This window comes from Paenibacillus sp. MAEPY2, assembly GCF_000499205.1.
Classification (GTDB): Bacteria; Bacillota; Bacilli; order Paenibacillales; family Paenibacillaceae; genus Paenibacillus; species Paenibacillus vandeheii.
The window spans coordinates 230439-246329 of the sequence record NZ_AWUK01000012.1 but is presented as its reverse complement, the minus strand read 5'-3'; the positions used below and the strand labels follow the sequence as shown (position 1 = coordinate 246329).

Annotated in this window: 16 protein-coding genes; 1 reads left to right on the top strand and 15 read right to left on the bottom strand. The window is 47.4% G+C overall.

The window, feature by feature from the left end; genetic code table 11:
• Nucleotides 1–200 precede the first annotated feature (200 nt).
• Both P364_RS0111650 and P364_RS0111645 read right to left on the bottom strand, forming a co-directional pair.
• A complete protein-coding gene (locus P364_RS0111650; protein ID WP_024630302.1) occupies nucleotides 201–536 on the bottom strand; it encodes a four-helix bundle copper-binding protein in 336 nt (111 codons plus the stop codon).
• Nucleotides 537–603: 67 nt separating this feature from the next.
• Nucleotides 604–1743, bottom strand: coding sequence for a CobW family GTP-binding protein (locus tag P364_RS0111645; protein ID WP_024630301.1), 1140 nt, complete (start codon nucleotides 1741–1743; stop codon nucleotides 604–606).
• A gap of 172 nt (nucleotides 1744–1915) precedes the next feature.
• Between P364_RS0111645 and P364_RS0111640 the strand changes: the two genes are divergently transcribed.
• Entirely contained in the window at nucleotides 1916–2434 is a 519-nt protein-coding gene (locus tag P364_RS0111640) for a MogA/MoaB family molybdenum cofactor biosynthesis protein (RefSeq protein WP_024630300.1), read from the top strand.
• Nucleotides 2435–2475: 41 nt separating this feature from the next.
• Here the strand turns inward: P364_RS0111640 and P364_RS0111635 are convergent, their stop codons facing one another.
• The 13 genes from P364_RS0111635 to rny form a co-directional block, all read right to left on the bottom strand.
• The gene (locus P364_RS0111635; protein ID WP_152532696.1) at nucleotides 2476–3036 is read right to left on the bottom strand and encodes a hypothetical protein; all 561 of its coding nucleotides are present in this window, start codon (nucleotides 3034–3036) and stop codon (nucleotides 2476–2478) included.
• A gap of 68 nt (nucleotides 3037–3104) precedes the next feature.
• Entirely contained in the window at nucleotides 3105–4124 is a 1020-nt protein-coding gene (locus tag P364_RS0111630; protein WP_024630298.1) for an acrylyl-CoA reductase family protein, read from the bottom strand.
• A 478-nt stretch (nucleotides 4125–4602) separates the two neighbouring features.
• On the bottom strand, nucleotides 4603–6057 hold the full coding sequence (locus P364_RS0111620) for a nicotinate phosphoribosyltransferase (RefSeq protein ID WP_024630296.1): 1455 nt from the start codon (nucleotides 6055–6057) through the stop codon (nucleotides 4603–4605).
• A gap of 201 nt (nucleotides 6058–6258) precedes the next feature.
• Complete coding sequence (locus tag P364_RS0111615) at nucleotides 6259–6828, bottom strand: cysteine hydrolase family protein (protein ID WP_024630295.1); 570 nt, start codon at nucleotides 6826–6828, stop codon at nucleotides 6259–6261.
• 64 nt (nucleotides 6829–6892) lie between these two features.
• The gene (locus P364_RS0111610) at nucleotides 6893–7696 is read right to left on the bottom strand and encodes an NUDIX domain-containing protein (protein ID WP_024630294.1); all 804 of its coding nucleotides are present in this window, start codon (nucleotides 7694–7696) and stop codon (nucleotides 6893–6895) included.
• A gap of 58 nt (nucleotides 7697–7754) precedes the next feature.
• Entirely contained in the window at nucleotides 7755–8180 is a 426-nt protein-coding gene (locus P364_RS0111605; RefSeq protein WP_024630293.1) for a PaaI family thioesterase, read from the bottom strand.
• A gap of 240 nt (nucleotides 8181–8420) precedes the next feature.
• On the bottom strand, nucleotides 8421–8885 hold the full coding sequence (locus P364_RS0111600; protein WP_373456183.1) for a RicAFT regulatory complex protein RicA family protein: 465 nt from the start codon (nucleotides 8883–8885) through the stop codon (nucleotides 8421–8423).
• A gap of 257 nt (nucleotides 8886–9142) precedes the next feature.
• Nucleotides 9143–10699, bottom strand: a complete 1557-nt coding sequence (gene miaB, locus P364_RS0111595) for a tRNA (N6-isopentenyl adenosine(37)-C2)-methylthiotransferase MiaB (RefSeq protein ID WP_024630291.1) — start codon at nucleotides 10697–10699, stop codon at nucleotides 9143–9145.
• A gap of 307 nt (nucleotides 10700–11006) precedes the next feature.
• Nucleotides 11007–11579, bottom strand: a complete 573-nt coding sequence (pduL, locus tag P364_RS0111590) for a phosphate propanoyltransferase (protein ID WP_017689107.1) — start codon at nucleotides 11577–11579, stop codon at nucleotides 11007–11009.
• 242 nt (nucleotides 11580–11821) lie between these two features.
• Complete coding sequence (locus tag P364_RS0111585; RefSeq protein WP_442952318.1) at nucleotides 11822–12808, bottom strand: dipeptidase; 987 nt, start codon at nucleotides 12806–12808, stop codon at nucleotides 11822–11824.
• A gap of 90 nt (nucleotides 12809–12898) precedes the next feature.
• Nucleotides 12899–13159, bottom strand: coding sequence for a stage V sporulation protein S (locus P364_RS0111580; protein WP_019005392.1), 261 nt, complete (start codon nucleotides 13157–13159; stop codon nucleotides 12899–12901).
• Between the two features lie 117 nt (nucleotides 13160–13276).
• Entirely contained in the window at nucleotides 13277–14071 is a 795-nt protein-coding gene (locus P364_RS0111575) for a TIGR00282 family metallophosphoesterase (RefSeq protein ID WP_024630289.1), read from the bottom strand.
• A gap of 161 nt (nucleotides 14072–14232) precedes the next feature.
• Entirely contained in the window at nucleotides 14233–15771 is a 1539-nt protein-coding gene (gene rny / locus P364_RS0111570) for a ribonuclease Y (RefSeq protein ID WP_024630288.1), read from the bottom strand.
• Nucleotides 15772–15891 lie beyond the last annotated feature (120 nt).

Sequence of the window (15891 nt, the reverse complement as noted above, 5' to 3'; positions counted from 1 at the left end):
CCTGCTGACGCTAGTTGATCTCACCATCGGATTGTGTAGATTCTTTCTTATCCTGCTGTATTCGTAAAAAATCCCCTCCAGCAGGCAACGTTGAAGTCCATCTGTCCGATGTCCTTATTTCGTTTCCTACTATGAGGGGATCAGCCTAATATCATGCAGATGACTCGGCTTTTTTATGTTTAATTTAATTGAGTTTATATTTACGCTACTGCGGCCATCATACGGCAAGCCTCTGCACATTTGCGGCAAGCTTCCGCGCAAGCCTGACAGTGATCATGTTCATGTTTGCCACACTCAGCAGCACAAGCTTCACATGCTTTCACACACAGATCGCAAATTTCGGAGATAAAATCACTTCCGCGTGTCATGGCTTGAGCAGCAAAGCTGCAGATTTCTGCACATTCCCGATCCAAACGAATGCAATCACGCAACATTGCCAGATCATATTCCTTCAGACTCGATATGTAACATACGTTGCAAGCATTCATACACTCCAGGCAAGCATCGATACATTGCTGATATTGTTGTTGTGTCATTTAAAGTTACCTCCCAGACTAAGTTTGCTATGCTTCTTAATACCCCGTCTGGAGGAACCTTGAATCATTAAGACTCATTTATCGCTTCTAATTCCAGCAATTGGTTGCGGATGACCGTTTGATCAAAGTGCTCACCTATAAACACAGCTACGTTCGGCACATCACCTTGAGGCGTGATCTTCATATAATCCGATTCCCGATAAGCATATTGGAACCAGAACCGACTGGACGTATCACTAAAAGATAAAATCCCTTTTGCCCGGTACACATCCCGTGGTAACTCAGCAATCAAACGCTCAAAAGCTTCACTGTTCACCGGCTGGGTGAAATAGTGCGTGTACACCATGACATGCTCATGCGAAGCATGGGGATGGGCATGACTATGGTCGTGATCCTGAGAATGACCATGGACATTCACGTCGGAATGTTGATGGGCTTCGTGATTATGATCCATATGCTTAGGATGTTCATGTTCATGTTCATGGCTGCAGCCATGCTCTGCACAAGCTTCGGAATGAACGTGCTGTTCCTTTTTCGCGTCTTTACTCGTTTCATCGACAGATTGATAGGCATGTACGTTATCTCCACTACGAAGCAGCACATCCATATCGACTTCACACCTCACCGTAGGGATGACGGGAGCAAAACCATTCCAGCGTGTTAACAGGTCCCTCAGATCTGCCAGCTGCTGCTCATTCACACGGTCCGTTTTGTTCAGAAGTAGTACCGAAGCACAGCGAATCTGCTCCTGCATCAGCTTGAAAGTTTGTCCCTTCTGCTCCTGGTACAGTCCTGACAGATGCGCAGCATCCACCACGGTAATCAGGCTTTTAAGCTCCAGTCGCATATAGAGTGAAGTTTCCGTTACTGCATCCAATATCTCCATCGGGTTCGCCGCTCCCGTTGCTTCGATGATAATGATATCTGGCGATTCCTCCTGCACGAGATCGGCAAGTTGCAGCCCCAAATCACCGCGCACGGTACAGCAGATGCATCCTCCCAACATTTCTGTCATCGGAACGCTAGAATCCACCATCTGACCATCCAGGTTGACTTCACCTAATTCATTCATGACCACTGCGGGTCGGAGACCCTGTTGTTGCCAATGTTCGATCAATTGAACAAGCAGTGTCGTTTTGCCACTTCCCAAAAATCCTGACAATATATATACAGGTATGGATGATTCATTTACTTTTAATTCACTCATCATAGTTCACCTCTCTGTTTGTCCAATGAAACTGGTCTATCTCTATCCTAGCGAGTGTACACTATCCTGCAATCTTTGCGCAATCCTGACCTTCTCTTCTCTATACGTCCATTGCCTCAATCTACTGAATGGTCTATGCTATGAGAACATGTTGATTGGAGGAGGATGTGTTATGACCAATTCAGTGGAACAACATCGTCAGGAAGCCCCCGACACGGTATCCTGCATGATTGTAACCGTATCGGATACCCGCACCAAGGACACGGATACAAGCGGACAGCTTATGCATAAGCTGCTGACTAAATCAGGCTATCAGATCGTCGATTATATCATTACACCGGATGAGACCGAAACCATTCGAAGCATCCTGCAAGATGCAGCGGTTCGAGACGATATCGAAGCCGTGCTGCTCAGCGGTGGAACCGGAATTGCCCCCCGTGATACGACTTACGAGGCGGTATCCTCACTACTGGATAAGGAGCTGCCGGGCTTTGGAGAAATCTTTCGCTTCCTCAGTTATACCGAGGATATCGGTTCTGCTGCCATTCTTAGCCGGGCGGTTGCCGGAACGATTGGGCGCACAGCCGTATTCTCTATGCCAGGCTCCAAGGGAGCGGTCAAACTGGCAATGGAAAAGCTCATTTTGCCGGAACTTAGGCATTTCATGCGTGAAATATATAAACCCGTCTGAAGGATCAGACGGGTTTTTCGGGTTTATTTTAGGCGAGTCCATTACTTCAGCTGCTCGAGCACATGCTGGAATACCTGCATGACGTCCTCTTCATAATCATCCTTTTCTCCACCTGAAGCCGTATAGACCAATGAAACGTAATCTTTGCTGCGAATCGTTGTTTTGCCAAGAACATTTTCCATTACAGCCTCATCGCTATCATTACCATACATTTCATTCATCCGGGCAATTCGTGTACCGACATCACTAAAAATGTGGACCTTTACAATATGCCTGCCACTTCCATTCAACAGATACACATAAGAGATTCCGCCCTCACCGTCGTCTGCGAACATGTTATTCATCAATTTGATGCCTTTTGCAGCAAAAGCGTCATCCAGCTCCTGAATCAATCGACCGTTTAACCCGTGGCCCTGGCTCTTTGCCCGTACAATGCCTTCATCCGTCGCTTGTCGGGTATATATTTTCCGCTCCTGCTCAACAGATGATGCTGAACAAGCCACTAGGGATAATACACACATCACCATAATTGTACTGAACAGGGCAGACTTCACACGTCCAGAGTTAGGGTGCAATCCTTTTCCGCTATCACGCATACTCATCCTTCCTTTCCCGCCACATGCACCGTGACGCTCTCAGGTAGAGTTAGCATGTCTAGGAGAAAAGAATCTTATTCGGCAGGCACCTCAGACATCGTATTAACCACAGTACGACCAACGGCACCACCCTTAAGGATCGTCTCCAGTGTCTGAGGCAGCTGTGCCCATGAGATTTCCTGAATCCCCAGCTCAAGTGCACGATCCGGCTTCCATTCTCCGCCAAGCAGCTTCCATATCCGTTCCCGTCGTTCCATCGGGCAATAGACTGAATCAATCCCAATCAATTGAACCCCCCGCAAAATAAACGGAAATACGGTGGACTCGAAGGCAGCTCCTCCGGTTAATCCTGATACGGCAACAGCCCCTCCATATTGAATCTGTTTCAGACGCTCAGCCAGTGCAGGACCTGCTGCAGGATCAATTACTCCTGACCAGAGCTGTTTGCCCATTGCACCCTTGGCTGGCGCATCCGCTTCTTCACGGGAAATGACATGAGTAGCACCCAAATTCCGAAGCAGCTGCTCCTGTTGATCCTTTTTGCCTGTACTTGCAGTCACTTCAAATCCCAGCTTCGCTAGAATAGCCACCGCCATACTGCCTACCCCTCCGGTAGCTCCTGTCACCAGAACATTGCCCATCTCCGGAGTCACTCCAGCCCGCAGCAAAGCATCTACCGAAAGTGCTGCCGTGAAGCCTGCCGTTCCAATCGCCATCGCTTCCTTCTCACTGAGTCCATGCGGTAGAGGAACGAGCCATTCGCTGCGCAGACGTGCATATTGACTATACCCACCAAAATGAGACACGCCCGGCTCGAAGCCTGTGCTGATCACCCGATCCCCAGGTGCAAACCGACCGCTCACGGATTCCTCTACAATCCCTGCAAGATCGATTCCCGGCACGATCGGATATTCTCGAACCACACCACCCTTTTCTGTTGTGGCAAGTCCATCTTTAAAATTGACGCTTGAGTATTGAACCTGTAAAGTTACGTCACCATTAGGCAAATCTTCTTTCGTCAGCTGCTCCATAGCAGCCTTAAGGCCACCCTGTTCTTCTTTACGTACGACATAGGCAGGAAACGTATTTTCCATTTGATATCCTCTCCTTGGTTGTAATTTACATATATTTCTATTCACTTGGTGAATTGTTCGCCTTCAGCTCAAATAAACATAAGTGGGGAATCCGTCAGACTCAAGCTCTTCAAGCGAAAATCGCCGGAAAAATCCCAAGCCACGAAAATACGGTCAGCAGCCAAGGTTCCTTGCATCTCCTCTTTCTTTCATCCCCGACCGATACACAGTTGAAACAGCCACAGAGATGGATTATGTCGAAAGGCAAGCTCGGAAAGATGCGGGATTTGGCGTCTCCTGCGCTTTCCCGAGAAATAATTGCTTCATTTCCTAGTGAGCCTGCGTCCGTTGGAAGGTACAGTATACCGCAGTTCATGTGAAGTCTGTCCATGATGTTTGACACACCGTCCCTCGTCCTGTTGGACACACACTGCTGGGAAAGTGGGAACCAAAAGGGCATAACCCGGTTTCTTCCTTCCGGTTATGCCCCTTACTTGATTTATTCTTCGGTGGATTGCACGTGTTCAGCAATGAGCTTCTGCTTCATATTCCAGGCCGCAGGGCTGATATTTACACGGTAAATCTCAGGATTGAGCTTACGTTGATATTCAGGCCAGAAGAGATCCATCTGCTCCCGGTGATAACTGCGAATCTCATCCAGGGTAGGCAGTTCATACACTTTGCGCCCATTCACAAAGATCGGTTCCAGCATATTCACTGCTTCGTAGCGGGTTACCGTCTTTTTCAAATAAGGGTGTAGCGGGTTGAACAGCTTGAGCGGCCCGCCCTGCAGCGGCTGTTCTTCTCCTGGATAGCAGATATAATCTGCAATCGCTTTGCCATGTTTCGGATCAATGATCCGGAAGACTTCTTTTTTACCTGGTGTGGAGACTTTTTCGGGATTAGCCGAGATTTTGATTGTAGGCAGCATGACACCGTCCACTTCACGCTCCACCAATTTATACACTCCACCCAAAGAAGGCTGGTCGGAAGCGGTGATTAGCTGTGTGCCCACTCCCCATGTATCGATGCGAGCTCCTTGAGCTTTAAGGTTGAAAATTGTATTTTCATCCAGGTCGTTGGAAGCTACAATCTTGACGTAATCCAGTCCAGCGTCGTCCAGCATCTGCCGGGCTTGAATGGATAGATACGCAAGGTCACCGCTATCCAGACGAATCGCGTTCATCTTTTTGCCTTGGCTCTCCAGCTTCTTGGCTGTGTTGATGGCATGGGGAACACCACTGTTCAATGTATCGAAGGTATCCACCAGCAGTGTCACTTGATCTGGTAGCACTTTGGCATAGACGTCAAACGCCTCCTGCTCACTCATAAAACTTTGCACCCATGAATGGGCATGTGTTCCTGCTGTCGGAATTCCGAAGCGCTCTCCAGCCAGCATATTGGACGTTGCATGGAATCCGGCCACATACGAGGCACGCGCGCCCCAAATGGCCGCATCGGCTTCCTGTGCACGTCGTGTTCCGAATTCGAGCAACGTGTCCTGATTCGCCACCTGTTTGATCCGGGAAGCTTTGGTTGCAATTAACGTCTGATAATTCATGAAGTTAAGTATCGCCGTCTCCACCAGTTGTGTCTCCATAATGGAGCCTTCTACCCGAATGAGCGGTTCATCAGGGAAAACGATCGCCCCTTCCTTCATGGAATGAATCGTCCCCTGAAATGAAAACTGGAGCAACTCTTCCAGAAAGACCGGATCGTAATTTTCCTCTTGTTTGGATAAATATTTGATGTCCTCCATTGTAAAACGAAGCTGGCTGATATAATTCACAATCCGTTCCAATCCGGCAAATACGGCATATCCGTTACCAAAAGGAAGCTTACGGAAATAGGCTTCAAACACCGCTTTACGTTTGTGAGTTCCATTCACCCAGTGGGCGTACATCATATTGATTTGATATTTATCCGTATGTAAAGCCAGGCTAGTCGTCTGCATTTGTCTCATCCTCTCTGACTTCCGCTTGTGCCGCAGGCCCAGCCTGCAGACACGGGTCAACATGTGGAGACTCATTGCTTATGATTCATGATTCTGGTAAACGTACCATTGCATAAGTCTCCGGTTTATTCCTATTCACCATATTCCCCAGCAACATAACAGTTGTTTAACAGGATATGAGGGATAGGTTCAAAGGTTCGTTTACAGGTTCAAACCTGCGAGAACGGTATCGCTCGCTTTGATCACCTGAGCCCCAAGGCTGGAACGAAAATGCCCAAGCGCCCAATCATGTCCCGCTTGATTGAAGCTCGCTACCGCATCTTCATATACCGTTATGTGAAAACCTTTATTATAAGCATCCACTGCCGTGTGCAGTACGCAAATGTCCGTACATACACCGATCAGTGCAATGTCTGTTATTCCACGTTCACGCAGTCGCAGCTCCAGATCTGTACCGCAGAATGCGCTGTATCTTGTTTTATCCATCCATCGGATCTGAGCTTTCCGTTCTTCCATGACCTGAGCCAGACGACCATAAAGCTGTCTTCCCTCCGTACCCCTGATGTTATGGGGCGGAAAAAGGACCGTTTCCGGATGGTAAGGATCACTCTCTTCATGCAAGTCCACAGCCATAATAACCTCATGCTTATTATTGCAATAAGCCTCCGTTATTGCTGCGATCGTCTCCTCAATCACCACAGCAGGCTGCCCTACAGGCAACGAACCTGTCACAAAATCACGTGTAAAATCGATTACAATCAGTGCTTTCATCGTCCACACTCCCTTTTTGAGAATAGGTTGATCCTGATTCAATCCCTTATGATTGCCTTGTAAATTAAGTATAGATCGAAAGACGAGGTACAAGCTCCGTAAAGCGATATAACTGCGCCGGACGCTGTGAGTACTGATTGGAGCTTAACAGGTTACCCTCCACATCCCGAACCTCTTCCACAATGCCTTTACGACTACGAGTTGAAGTGATCTTACGAATGAAGTTTGGCTCTTCAAAATCAGGTACAACACTCTGAATCACTTGGTATAGCTCGCTTAGTGTAAAGTCAAGAGGCAGGAACTGTCGTGCAATCGTCGTTTCCAGCATTTGCTGCTGAATACGTCGGTACGCATCTTCTATAATTGTCCGGTGATCGAAGGCAAGCTCAAGCTCTTGCAAGGCTTCCTGAATTGTAAACAATCCCACATCCTCGGCATCATCTGCCGCCTGACGGTGTTCCAGCATCCATTCCTCTACCAGCGCAAAAAACGCATGTGAGATGATCCATCCTCTGGGGTCACGCCCAGGCTGACTATATACATTCAAATACTCCAGATGTCCGCCATCAACACCTGTCTCTTCCATTAACTCGCGCTTTGCAGCCCCATAGATGGATTCATTTTCCTGACAAAATCCACCTGGCAATGCCCATCTTCCGGCAAAAGGCCAACCTTTGCGTTTGATCAGCATCACCTTCAATTCCCGGATGGGAAGTGTCTTGGTTACCGTCTTGCGCTCCCGCTTGGTCAAGGTAAACATGACGATATCTGCGGGAACACCATCGGGGGTACGATATTTCTTGGAACTATAGGCACGTGCTGCCTGTTCATCGCTTTCAGCATTGAATTGTTCGTAGTTTTCGCTCATGGGCACCACCGACTATTCTCATTTTGATATTTTCATTATGACATAATAATATCTTTTGTCAACCTTGTGATTCCGTGCTTGGCGTTTTTGCCCGCACTACGCGGAATGTTGCAGTTGCCATGCATCCCAATGTACCCGATGCATCACGTACCTCGGATTGTGCCGTTACACTGCGCCCAGCCTGATGCAGTATTGTGGACGTCACGATTAATTCGCCTTGTCTCATAGGTGCCAAAAAATGTACATTCAGATTGGTCGTCACACAACTGTCTACCTCCATTGCGGCTGTAGCTACCATGCCCATCGCCTGATCCATCAGGGATGTCAACACACCGCCATGAATAATCCCCATGGAGTTGGTGTGGTGTTCGCCCGCTGTCAGCGCGATCTGAACTTCTTTTCCGTCGCCTTTAATAAAACGACAACCGAGAAAGCCCCAAAATCTTCCGCTTCCTTCTTCAACCATTTTGTCCAAAATACCCATTATTGATTTCCCCTTTAGTGCACTTTAAGTATAAAGCCCATGATGTATGTTGTTATGATGATGATTGGTTCTCTTCGTAGTTGATCTAAAGTGCCTCGTCATTATATTAAGCCTGCTCTTACGGAACAGGTCTTATCCAGTGAAGTTGTCTTGAACAGCCCACCACACAAAATAACCCCACAACGTGGAGCTTGATATGATCAAAAAAGGTACGGACTGCGTCCGCACCCTTCACTTCATTTACCCGCAGCTGGTCGGAGGTGAATCCGTTCCTGCCTCCACGTTCACTTTCTCGGAGACGGTATCCCGAATTACAGAAATAACAAGCTGAAGCAAATAATTGATATCGCTTTGACTTTGCTGGAACTCCGTAACAAGTGGAATGCTGTCCAGCTCTTCCTGCAGATCCTCAATTTCCTGTTCAATTTTGCTGACCATGTCTGCATTTTTGAAGCTTTCAAAAGCAACGATTTCTTTTTGTTTCTTCTTGATCGTTGCAATTAATTGCTGGATGCGTTCATGATCACGAATTTTGGACTCTGCCTGTTGGAACTGCTTCACTTCCTCGCTCGTTCCAAGCATATCAGCCAATTCTTTGGCTTTTCCCATAATGTCGTCGCGTATGACCAGATTGCGCGTATCGTAGGTAGGCATTCCATACTGGTTGTACTGCACTTCTTCCTGCGCCACTCGAAATCGCTCCATTCTATGAGATGATATAAGATGAAAACCTGGCTCAATATAAATTCAGACGATTGCTCCATGACCGCTACGGTTACGGATCGTTCTTTTGATCGCTGTTGTCTCCGAATTTTCCGATTATATTTTTCAAAGGTTTAAAATTCGGAGACAAAGGCGAACGCTTCGCTTCCACAGAATCGATTCCGTTCCCTTCGCTACTTGCGCTGTATGTCCAAACCCTTATATTAAGCCACCAAGATTCATCTTATTAGGTTTGTGTATTACTGATTGGCGGCTACTGGCTCTGAGAGCAGATTGCCCCGAATATAGAAAGTCATTGGATCGGTGATTTCCACATGTACAAAAGTACCGATCAACTCTTTAGGTCCTTCAAAATGCACCAGCTTGTTGCTGCGTGTACGCCCTGCCAGAACATTGGAATTCCGTTTGCTCTCGCCTTCGACGAGCACCTCAACGACCTTGCCACGCTGCTTTTCATTGCTGCTGTGGCTATATGCGTTAATCGTCTCGTTCAAGCGTTTCAAACGTTCCTTCTTCACGTCCATCGGCACGTTGTCCTCCATCACCGCAGCAGGTGTACCTTCACGCGGAGAGTAGATGAATGTATAGGCAAAGTCGTAACCGACTTCCTTGACCAGTGACAGCGTATCTTCAAACTGTTCTTCCGTTTCCCCAGGGAAACCAACGATAATATCCGTGGTTAATACGACATCCGGAATCGCAGTTTTAATTTTTTTAGCAAGCTTCAGGTAGTGTTCCCGACTGTACTTGCGGCTCATACGTTTCAGCACTTCGGTGCTGCCAGACTGCACAGGCAGATGGATGTGTTCCACCAGGTTCCCGCCCTTCGCAAGCACCTCAATCAGATGATCATCGAAGTCACGTGGATGGCTGGTCGTAAACCGGACTCGTGGAATATCGATTTTGCGGATATCATCCATCAGGTCACCGAAGCTGTACTTCAGATCCGTGAAGTCCTTGCCATATGCGTTGACGTTCTGACCAAGCAGTGTGATTTCCTTGAAGCCTTGTCTTGCCAGTTCACGAACTTCGGCAATAACATCTTCCGGACGTCGACTGCGCTCTTTACCCCGTGTGAACGGGACGATGCAATATGTACAGAACTTGTCGCAACCATACATAATGTTCACCCAGCCGCGCATGCCCTCACGTTTTTTCGGCAGGTTCTCGATGATATCGCCTTCCTTGGACCATACCTCAACAACCATTTCTTTACTAAACAGCGCTTCCTGAATCAGATGTGGCAGCCGATGTACATTGTGTGTACCAAAAATCATATCCACAAAGCCATGCTTCTGCATGATCCGGTTCACAACGCCCTCTTCCTGCGACATGCAACCACACACACCCAGCAACAAGCCTGGACGCTCAGTTTTCAGGGTTTTCAGGTGGCCCAGCTCACCAAACACTTTATCTTCAGCATTTTCCCGAATCGCACAGGTGTTTAACAGAATGATATCTGCCTCTTTGCGATCCTCGGTAGCCTGATACCCCATCGATTCAAGCAATCCTTTGATGGTCTCCGAATCATGCTCGTTCATCTGGCATCCATACGTATATACGATATAGTGTTTGCCTTTCCCCACGTTTTTCAGTTCATCGGGAACAGCCGTTTCGTAAAGCACTTGCACGTCTTCCTTGCCCCGTTGTTTCTCCTGACGATGATTGGGTTCCGACTTGATGTTAATCTCCCGGCCCCGGATTCTTATCTTTTTGCTGAATTCATCTTGCGAAATTACTTTGGCATCGGAGAAATCAAAATATTGGGAGTAATCCTTTTTTGAGTCTTTAGCCATTTCCTTCGGTCACTCCTTACAGCCTCTATTAATAAAAAATCGTTATTTCATCTTGTTTCACGTGATTTGCACGCTTTATACATCAAAAGAGCATTACAGCAAATTATAACATGAATTGGGCTGTAGTTCCACATCCAAAGCCGCTGCCTCTTCGCCTATCCCGAAATCTGCGCAGGTCTGCTGAACAGCCCGAAAACACACAAAAACCTGAGCTATCCTCAGGTCGAATGTAGCGACGCTGTGGATATACTCAGGTTTATACGTTCATTCAAGCCCCATAGTCAGGGCTGAAGATTGTTCCATGTGATTAGTCGATGATTTCAGCAGTATCGCCGTTACGTGCGCCAGCTGCATTAGCTTCATCCGTATCAATATGCATGTCCAGTGCAAAGGAATCCGATACACGAGCCAGTACATTTTCCAGTACCAGACCACGATCTCCACCCAGGCGAACTTTCAGCATTTGTTTGTCCTCGATACCCCATTTAGCTGCATCAGAAGTATGGAAGTGGATGTGACGAGCAGCAACGATAACCCCTTTATCAATGGTTACTTCGCCAGCAGGTCCTTTAATTGTGATACCTGGAGTACCTTCGATACTTCCGGATTCACGTACAGGTGCTTTAACACCAATAGCGAAAGAGTCTGTCATCGAGATTTCCAGTTGTGTTTCAGGACGAACAGGTCCAAGGATACGCACTTTATCAAACTGTCCTTTCGAACCAATAACCGCTACGGTTTCGTTAGCAGCATATTGTCCAGGTTGGGACAGAGGTTTAAACTCAGTCAATTCATAGCCTTTACCAAACAAAATTTCAACGTGCTCTTGAGATACATGAATGTGACGGGCAGATACGCCCACAGGTACTGTTTTGCTCATTGTGAATTTCACTCCTTGTTTATCTATGGCCTGTAGACAGGCTCTTAACAATCCTATGGTATTATACCCCTTTTTGAAGTGAAATGAAAACGAACTGTTGAAAATTCATGAAATACACTTATTTTGCAAACATTATTTTCCTTGATTTAGTAATTCCACTACTTTAACATAGACATTTCTGCTTCCATTCCGTTTTCTTCAGAAGACTCTTCAGGAGACTCTCCAACATACCAACAGCTTTATCATTTTGAATGTTCTATCTTCAAGTTTTTCTCCGGCAGGTTATCTCCTAAATAACGCATCGCATTGCCCCACATCCAACCGTGAACCAGTGATTCGTTGTAATGCTTGAGCAGCGTATTAATTAGCTTCGGATATTGCCCGGTATGTTCAAGCTCATGAATATACGTAGATATCCCGTCAAAATCAGACCCCATCATCAGATGATGCTCCCCACCCAGGGAACAAATCTGCTCAATATGTGGCAACAGATCTTCGATACGCACTTCGCCTTCCTGCTTCACAAACCAAGGCACAAACGTCAGTCCAATACGTCCTTCCCGGGCAATAATGGCCCGAATCTGATCATCCTTCAGATTGCGGACATGTGGGCATATGGCATAACTGTTGGAGTGAGAAGCGATAAAAGGACGCTTACTAAGGTCAGCAAGTTCCCAGAACCCTTTTTCGGTCAGATGTGATACATCCAGCAGCATGCCGATTTGGTTACACAGGTGAACCAGCTCCCTGCCCTTCTCCGTCAGCCCTGCCCCGCGCTTCTCCAATACACCATCAGCTGCCCAATTGGCATAGTTCCAGGTAAGCCCAACGATCCGCACACCCATCTGATAACATAACTCCAGATAAAAGAGGTTGCCTTCCAGCCCATCGACACCTTCCAGTGTAAGCAATCCCCACGGTCTGTTCGTCTGCCCTACCTGCGTAAGCTGTTCTCGCCATAACAATGTATGTGTGCCTTCCGTTCGGTCTTTAGACATCTCCACTCGCTTTCGATAGATGTCCAACTGGCCCATTACATGTTCAAACTTGCCTCTGCCAAGCACTTCGGGTAAATAGACGGCAAAAGCCTGTAAACCAATGTTACCTGCCTTCATACGTTCCAGATTCACATCCAGCTGTGGAGCATTTTCAAATGGAAAGCTAGGGTTCATCAGTATTTTGCTCAAAGCATCACAATGAAAATCGGCTACTCGCCAGTTGTGCATCATAATCTCTCCTTTTACTCGGTTATGTTATGGAATTAAAACGCAAAAAAACCTGTCTACTTCGTAAACAGGTTCAATGCATAAGTGCATGTATTATCTGGGCTCCACAATCAGCTTAATGGCCGTTCGGTCCTCGCCGTCGATCACAATGTCTGTAAAAGCTGGAATACAAATCAAGTCAACTCCGCTTGGTGCTACAAATCCCCGGGCTATCGCTACCGCTTTAATGGCTTGGTTCAGTGCTCCCGCTCCAATTGCCTGCAGTTCAGCATTTCCACGTTCACGAAGAACACCTGCAAGAGCGCCGGCTACGGAATTGGGATTGGACTTTGCTGAAACTTTTAATACTTCCATGGTAAGTACCTCCCTGGGAATGTTGAATGTTTGTTTCCACTTACTAGATGTTATTCGCGGGAGGCAAAAAAATTCCTTCTTTTTAGACGGGTTTCCCTGCAAAATGAGACAATACCCCTATTCCATGCGCCACTCGTCTTCCATCAGACGAATTTTCTCAATGCGTGTTGCAGCACCTGTGGCTTCATCAATCTCCACAAAAACACCGTGGAAATGCCACTTGCCATCGTCAACGACAAAGCGTACCGGAAGCTGGGTGTAGAACTTGCGAAGCACCGCTTCACGCTCCATACCCAATATGCCGTCACGCGGGCCTACCATGCCCGCATCGGTTAAATAAGCTGTTCCTCCTGGCAAAATACGATCATCATTACTCTGCACATGTGTATGTGTACCTACGACCAGCGATGCACGTCCATCCAGATGCCAGCCCATGGCAATCTTCTCTGACGTTGCTTCAGCATGCATATCGACGAGAATGCATTTATGATCTTGACGCAGTTCATCTACAATTTCATCGGCAACGCGGAATGGACAATCCAGAGCAGGCAGGAACGTACGCCCTTGCAGATTGACAATCGCCAGCTCCTTGCCTTCGCCTTTGACTACCGTGTAACCACGCCCCGGTGTTCCTGGAGGAAAGTTCGCCGGACGAATCATGCGTGGCTCATCATCTATAAAATCAAAAATGTCCTTATTGTCCCAGGTATGGTTACCAAGGGTGATGCCATGCACACCCCAGTTGAAAAATTCATTCGCAATTGCACCGGTAATGCCCCGGCCTGCCGCTGCATTTTCCCCATTTACAATGACTACATGTGGCTTATACTTCGTTTTGAGGTAGGGAAGGTTTTCCTTTAATGCCTTACGTCCCACATTCCCTACAATATCACCAATAAACAAAACTTTCATTTTACTGCCTCCTTAATCCCTACCAAGCGCAGCCTTCTTCAAAGCATCCAAAACTTCGCAGGACCTCTATCTCTTGCTCATCAATTTTATTATGAAAATGCCTTTAACAGGCTATCAACAGGAAAAGTGGCCCACTACTGCGGCCACTTTTCCGTAATGCTCTATTTTGCGTATTCAACCGCACGGGTTTCCCGGATGACGGTGACCTTGATGTGACCCGGATAATCGAGTTCGTTCTCAATCATCTTCGTAATGTCACGTGCGAGGCGGAATGCTTCGGCATCGTCGATTTTCTCAGGCTGTACCATAACGCGAACTTCGCGTCCGGCCTGAATAGCGTACGATTTCTCGACACCTTCGAACGACTCCGAAATCTCTTCCAGCTTCTCCAGTCGCTTGATATACGTTTCCAGCGTTTCGCGGCGTGCGCCTGGTCTTGCTGCGGAGAGCGCATCTGCTGCGCCAACCAACATCGCAATAACCGAAGTCGCTTCGCAATCCCCGTGATGGGACGCGATACTGTTGATTACAACCGGATGTTCTTTGTATTTCTTCGCTAGTTCCACGCCGATTTCGACGTGTGATCCTTCCACTTCGTGATCCAGCGCTTTACCGATGTCATGCAATAGACCTGCACGTCTTGCCAGGGTTACGTCTTCTCCGAGTTCGCCAGCCATCAGTCCAGCCAGATAAGCGACTTCCATCGAATGTTTCAAGACGTTTTGACCATAGCTTGTACGGAACTTCAACCGGCCCAAAATTTTAATCAAGTCCGGATGCAGACCATGCACGCCCACTTCAAAGGTAGCTTGCTCACCGTATTCACGGATACGCTCATCCACTTCTTTGCGGGATTTCTCCACCATCTCTTCAATCCGTGCCGGGTGAATACGTCCATCAGCCACCAATTTTTCGAGGGCAGTACGGGCGATTTCACGGCGAATCGGGTCAAAGCCCGACAGAATAACTGCTTCTGGCGTATCATCGATAATGAGGTCAATCCCGGTAAGGGTTTCAAGCGCACGGATGTTACGTCCTTCACGACCGATAATCCGGCCTTTCATTTCTTCATTTGGCAAGGTAACAACGGATACCGTTGTTTCTGCCACGTGGTCAGCCGCACAACGTTGGATGGCGAGTGTAATAATCTCGCGGGACTTTTTGTCCGCTTCTTCCTTCGCTTGCTGTTCAATGTCCTTAATCATTTGAGCCGTCTCATGACGAACTTCCTGTTCTACGTTGGACAGTATGATACTGCGTGCGTCTTCCATGGTGAGGTTGGATATGCGCTCCAGCTCCGTCACCTGGTTTTTGTAGATCATCTCGATCTGCTGCTGTGTCTCATCAATTCGTTTCTCTTTGTTAGCCACTTGCTCTTCTTTACGTTCGAGTGATTCCAACTTTTTATCCAGCGACTCTTCTTTTTGCAACAATCGTCTTTCTTGTCGTTGAATTTCGTTCCGACGTTCACGAGTGTCTTTTTCAGCTTCGGCGCGAATGCGATGAATTTCATCTTTCGCTTCCAGCACCGTTTCTTTCTTCAGTGCTTCTGCCTCTTTCTTCGCGCTCTCCACGATTTGTACGGCAGCTTGTTCCGCACTGGAGATCTTAGCTTCTGCAAGAGATTTGCGAATAAAGTATCCTACTCCGAACCCAATGAATAGCGCGGCAACAACGAGAACGATCGTGATTGCAATCATACTGTTCACCTCCTCGTTGGTTCCTCCAAGGCATTCCTTGGGTCAATTTGCAGTTTTCAAACCTTACATATTTTTGGGAATAACGAATACTTACGGCGATCCCCCGCCGATTTTCATTTC

What these genes read in the sequence shown, in the direction of transcription:
- P364_RS0111650 (WP_024630302.1), bottom strand. Translation starts at nt 536, where the DNA reads ATGACACAACAACAATATCAGCAATGTATCGATGCTTGCCTGGAGTGT.
- P364_RS0111645 (WP_024630301.1), bottom strand. Translation starts at nt 1,743, where the DNA reads ATGAGTGAATTAAAAGTAAATGAATCATCCATACCTGTATATATATTG.
- P364_RS0111640 (WP_024630300.1), top strand. Translation starts at nt 1,916, where the DNA reads ATGACCAATTCAGTGGAACAACATCGTCAGGAAGCCCCCGACACGGTA.
- P364_RS0111635 (WP_152532696.1), bottom strand. Translation starts at nt 3,036, where the DNA reads ATGAGTATGCGTGATAGCGGAAAAGGATTGCACCCTAACTCTGGACGT.
- P364_RS0111630 (WP_024630298.1), bottom strand. Translation starts at nt 4,124, where the DNA reads ATGGAAAATACGTTTCCTGCCTATGTCGTACGTAAAGAAGAACAGGGT.
- P364_RS0111620 (WP_024630296.1), bottom strand. Translation starts at nt 6,057, where the DNA reads ATGCAGACGACTAGCCTGGCTTTACATACGGATAAATATCAAATCAAT.
- P364_RS0111615 (WP_024630295.1), bottom strand. Translation starts at nt 6,828, where the DNA reads ATGAAAGCACTGATTGTAATCGATTTTACACGTGATTTTGTGACAGGT.
- P364_RS0111610 (WP_024630294.1), bottom strand. Translation starts at nt 7,696, where the DNA reads ATGAGCGAAAACTACGAACAATTCAATGCTGAAAGCGATGAACAGGCA.
- P364_RS0111605 (WP_024630293.1), bottom strand. Translation starts at nt 8,180, where the DNA reads ATGGGTATTTTGGACAAAATGGTTGAAGAAGGAAGCGGAAGATTTTGG.
- P364_RS0111600 (WP_373456183.1), bottom strand. Translation starts at nt 8,885, where the DNA reads ATGGAGCGATTTCGAGTGGCGCAGGAAGAAGTGCAGTACAACCAGTAT.
- miaB (WP_024630291.1), bottom strand. Translation starts at nt 10,699, where the DNA reads ATGGCTAAAGACTCAAAAAAGGATTACTCCCAATATTTTGATTTCTCC.
- pduL (WP_017689107.1), bottom strand. Translation starts at nt 11,579, where the DNA reads ATGAGCAAAACAGTACCTGTGGGCGTATCTGCCCGTCACATTCATGTA.
- P364_RS0111585 (WP_442952318.1), bottom strand. Translation starts at nt 12,808, where the DNA reads ATGATGCACAACTGGCGAGTAGCCGATTTTCATTGTGATGCTTTGAGC.
- P364_RS0111580 (WP_019005392.1), bottom strand. Translation starts at nt 13,159, where the DNA reads ATGGAAGTATTAAAAGTTTCAGCAAAGTCCAATCCCAATTCCGTAGCC.
- P364_RS0111575 (WP_024630289.1), bottom strand. Translation starts at nt 14,071, where the DNA reads ATGAAAGTTTTGTTTATTGGTGATATTGTAGGGAATGTGGGACGTAAG.
- rny (WP_024630288.1), bottom strand. Translation starts at nt 15,771, where the DNA reads ATGATTGCAATCACGATCGTTCTCGTTGTTGCCGCGCTATTCATTGGG.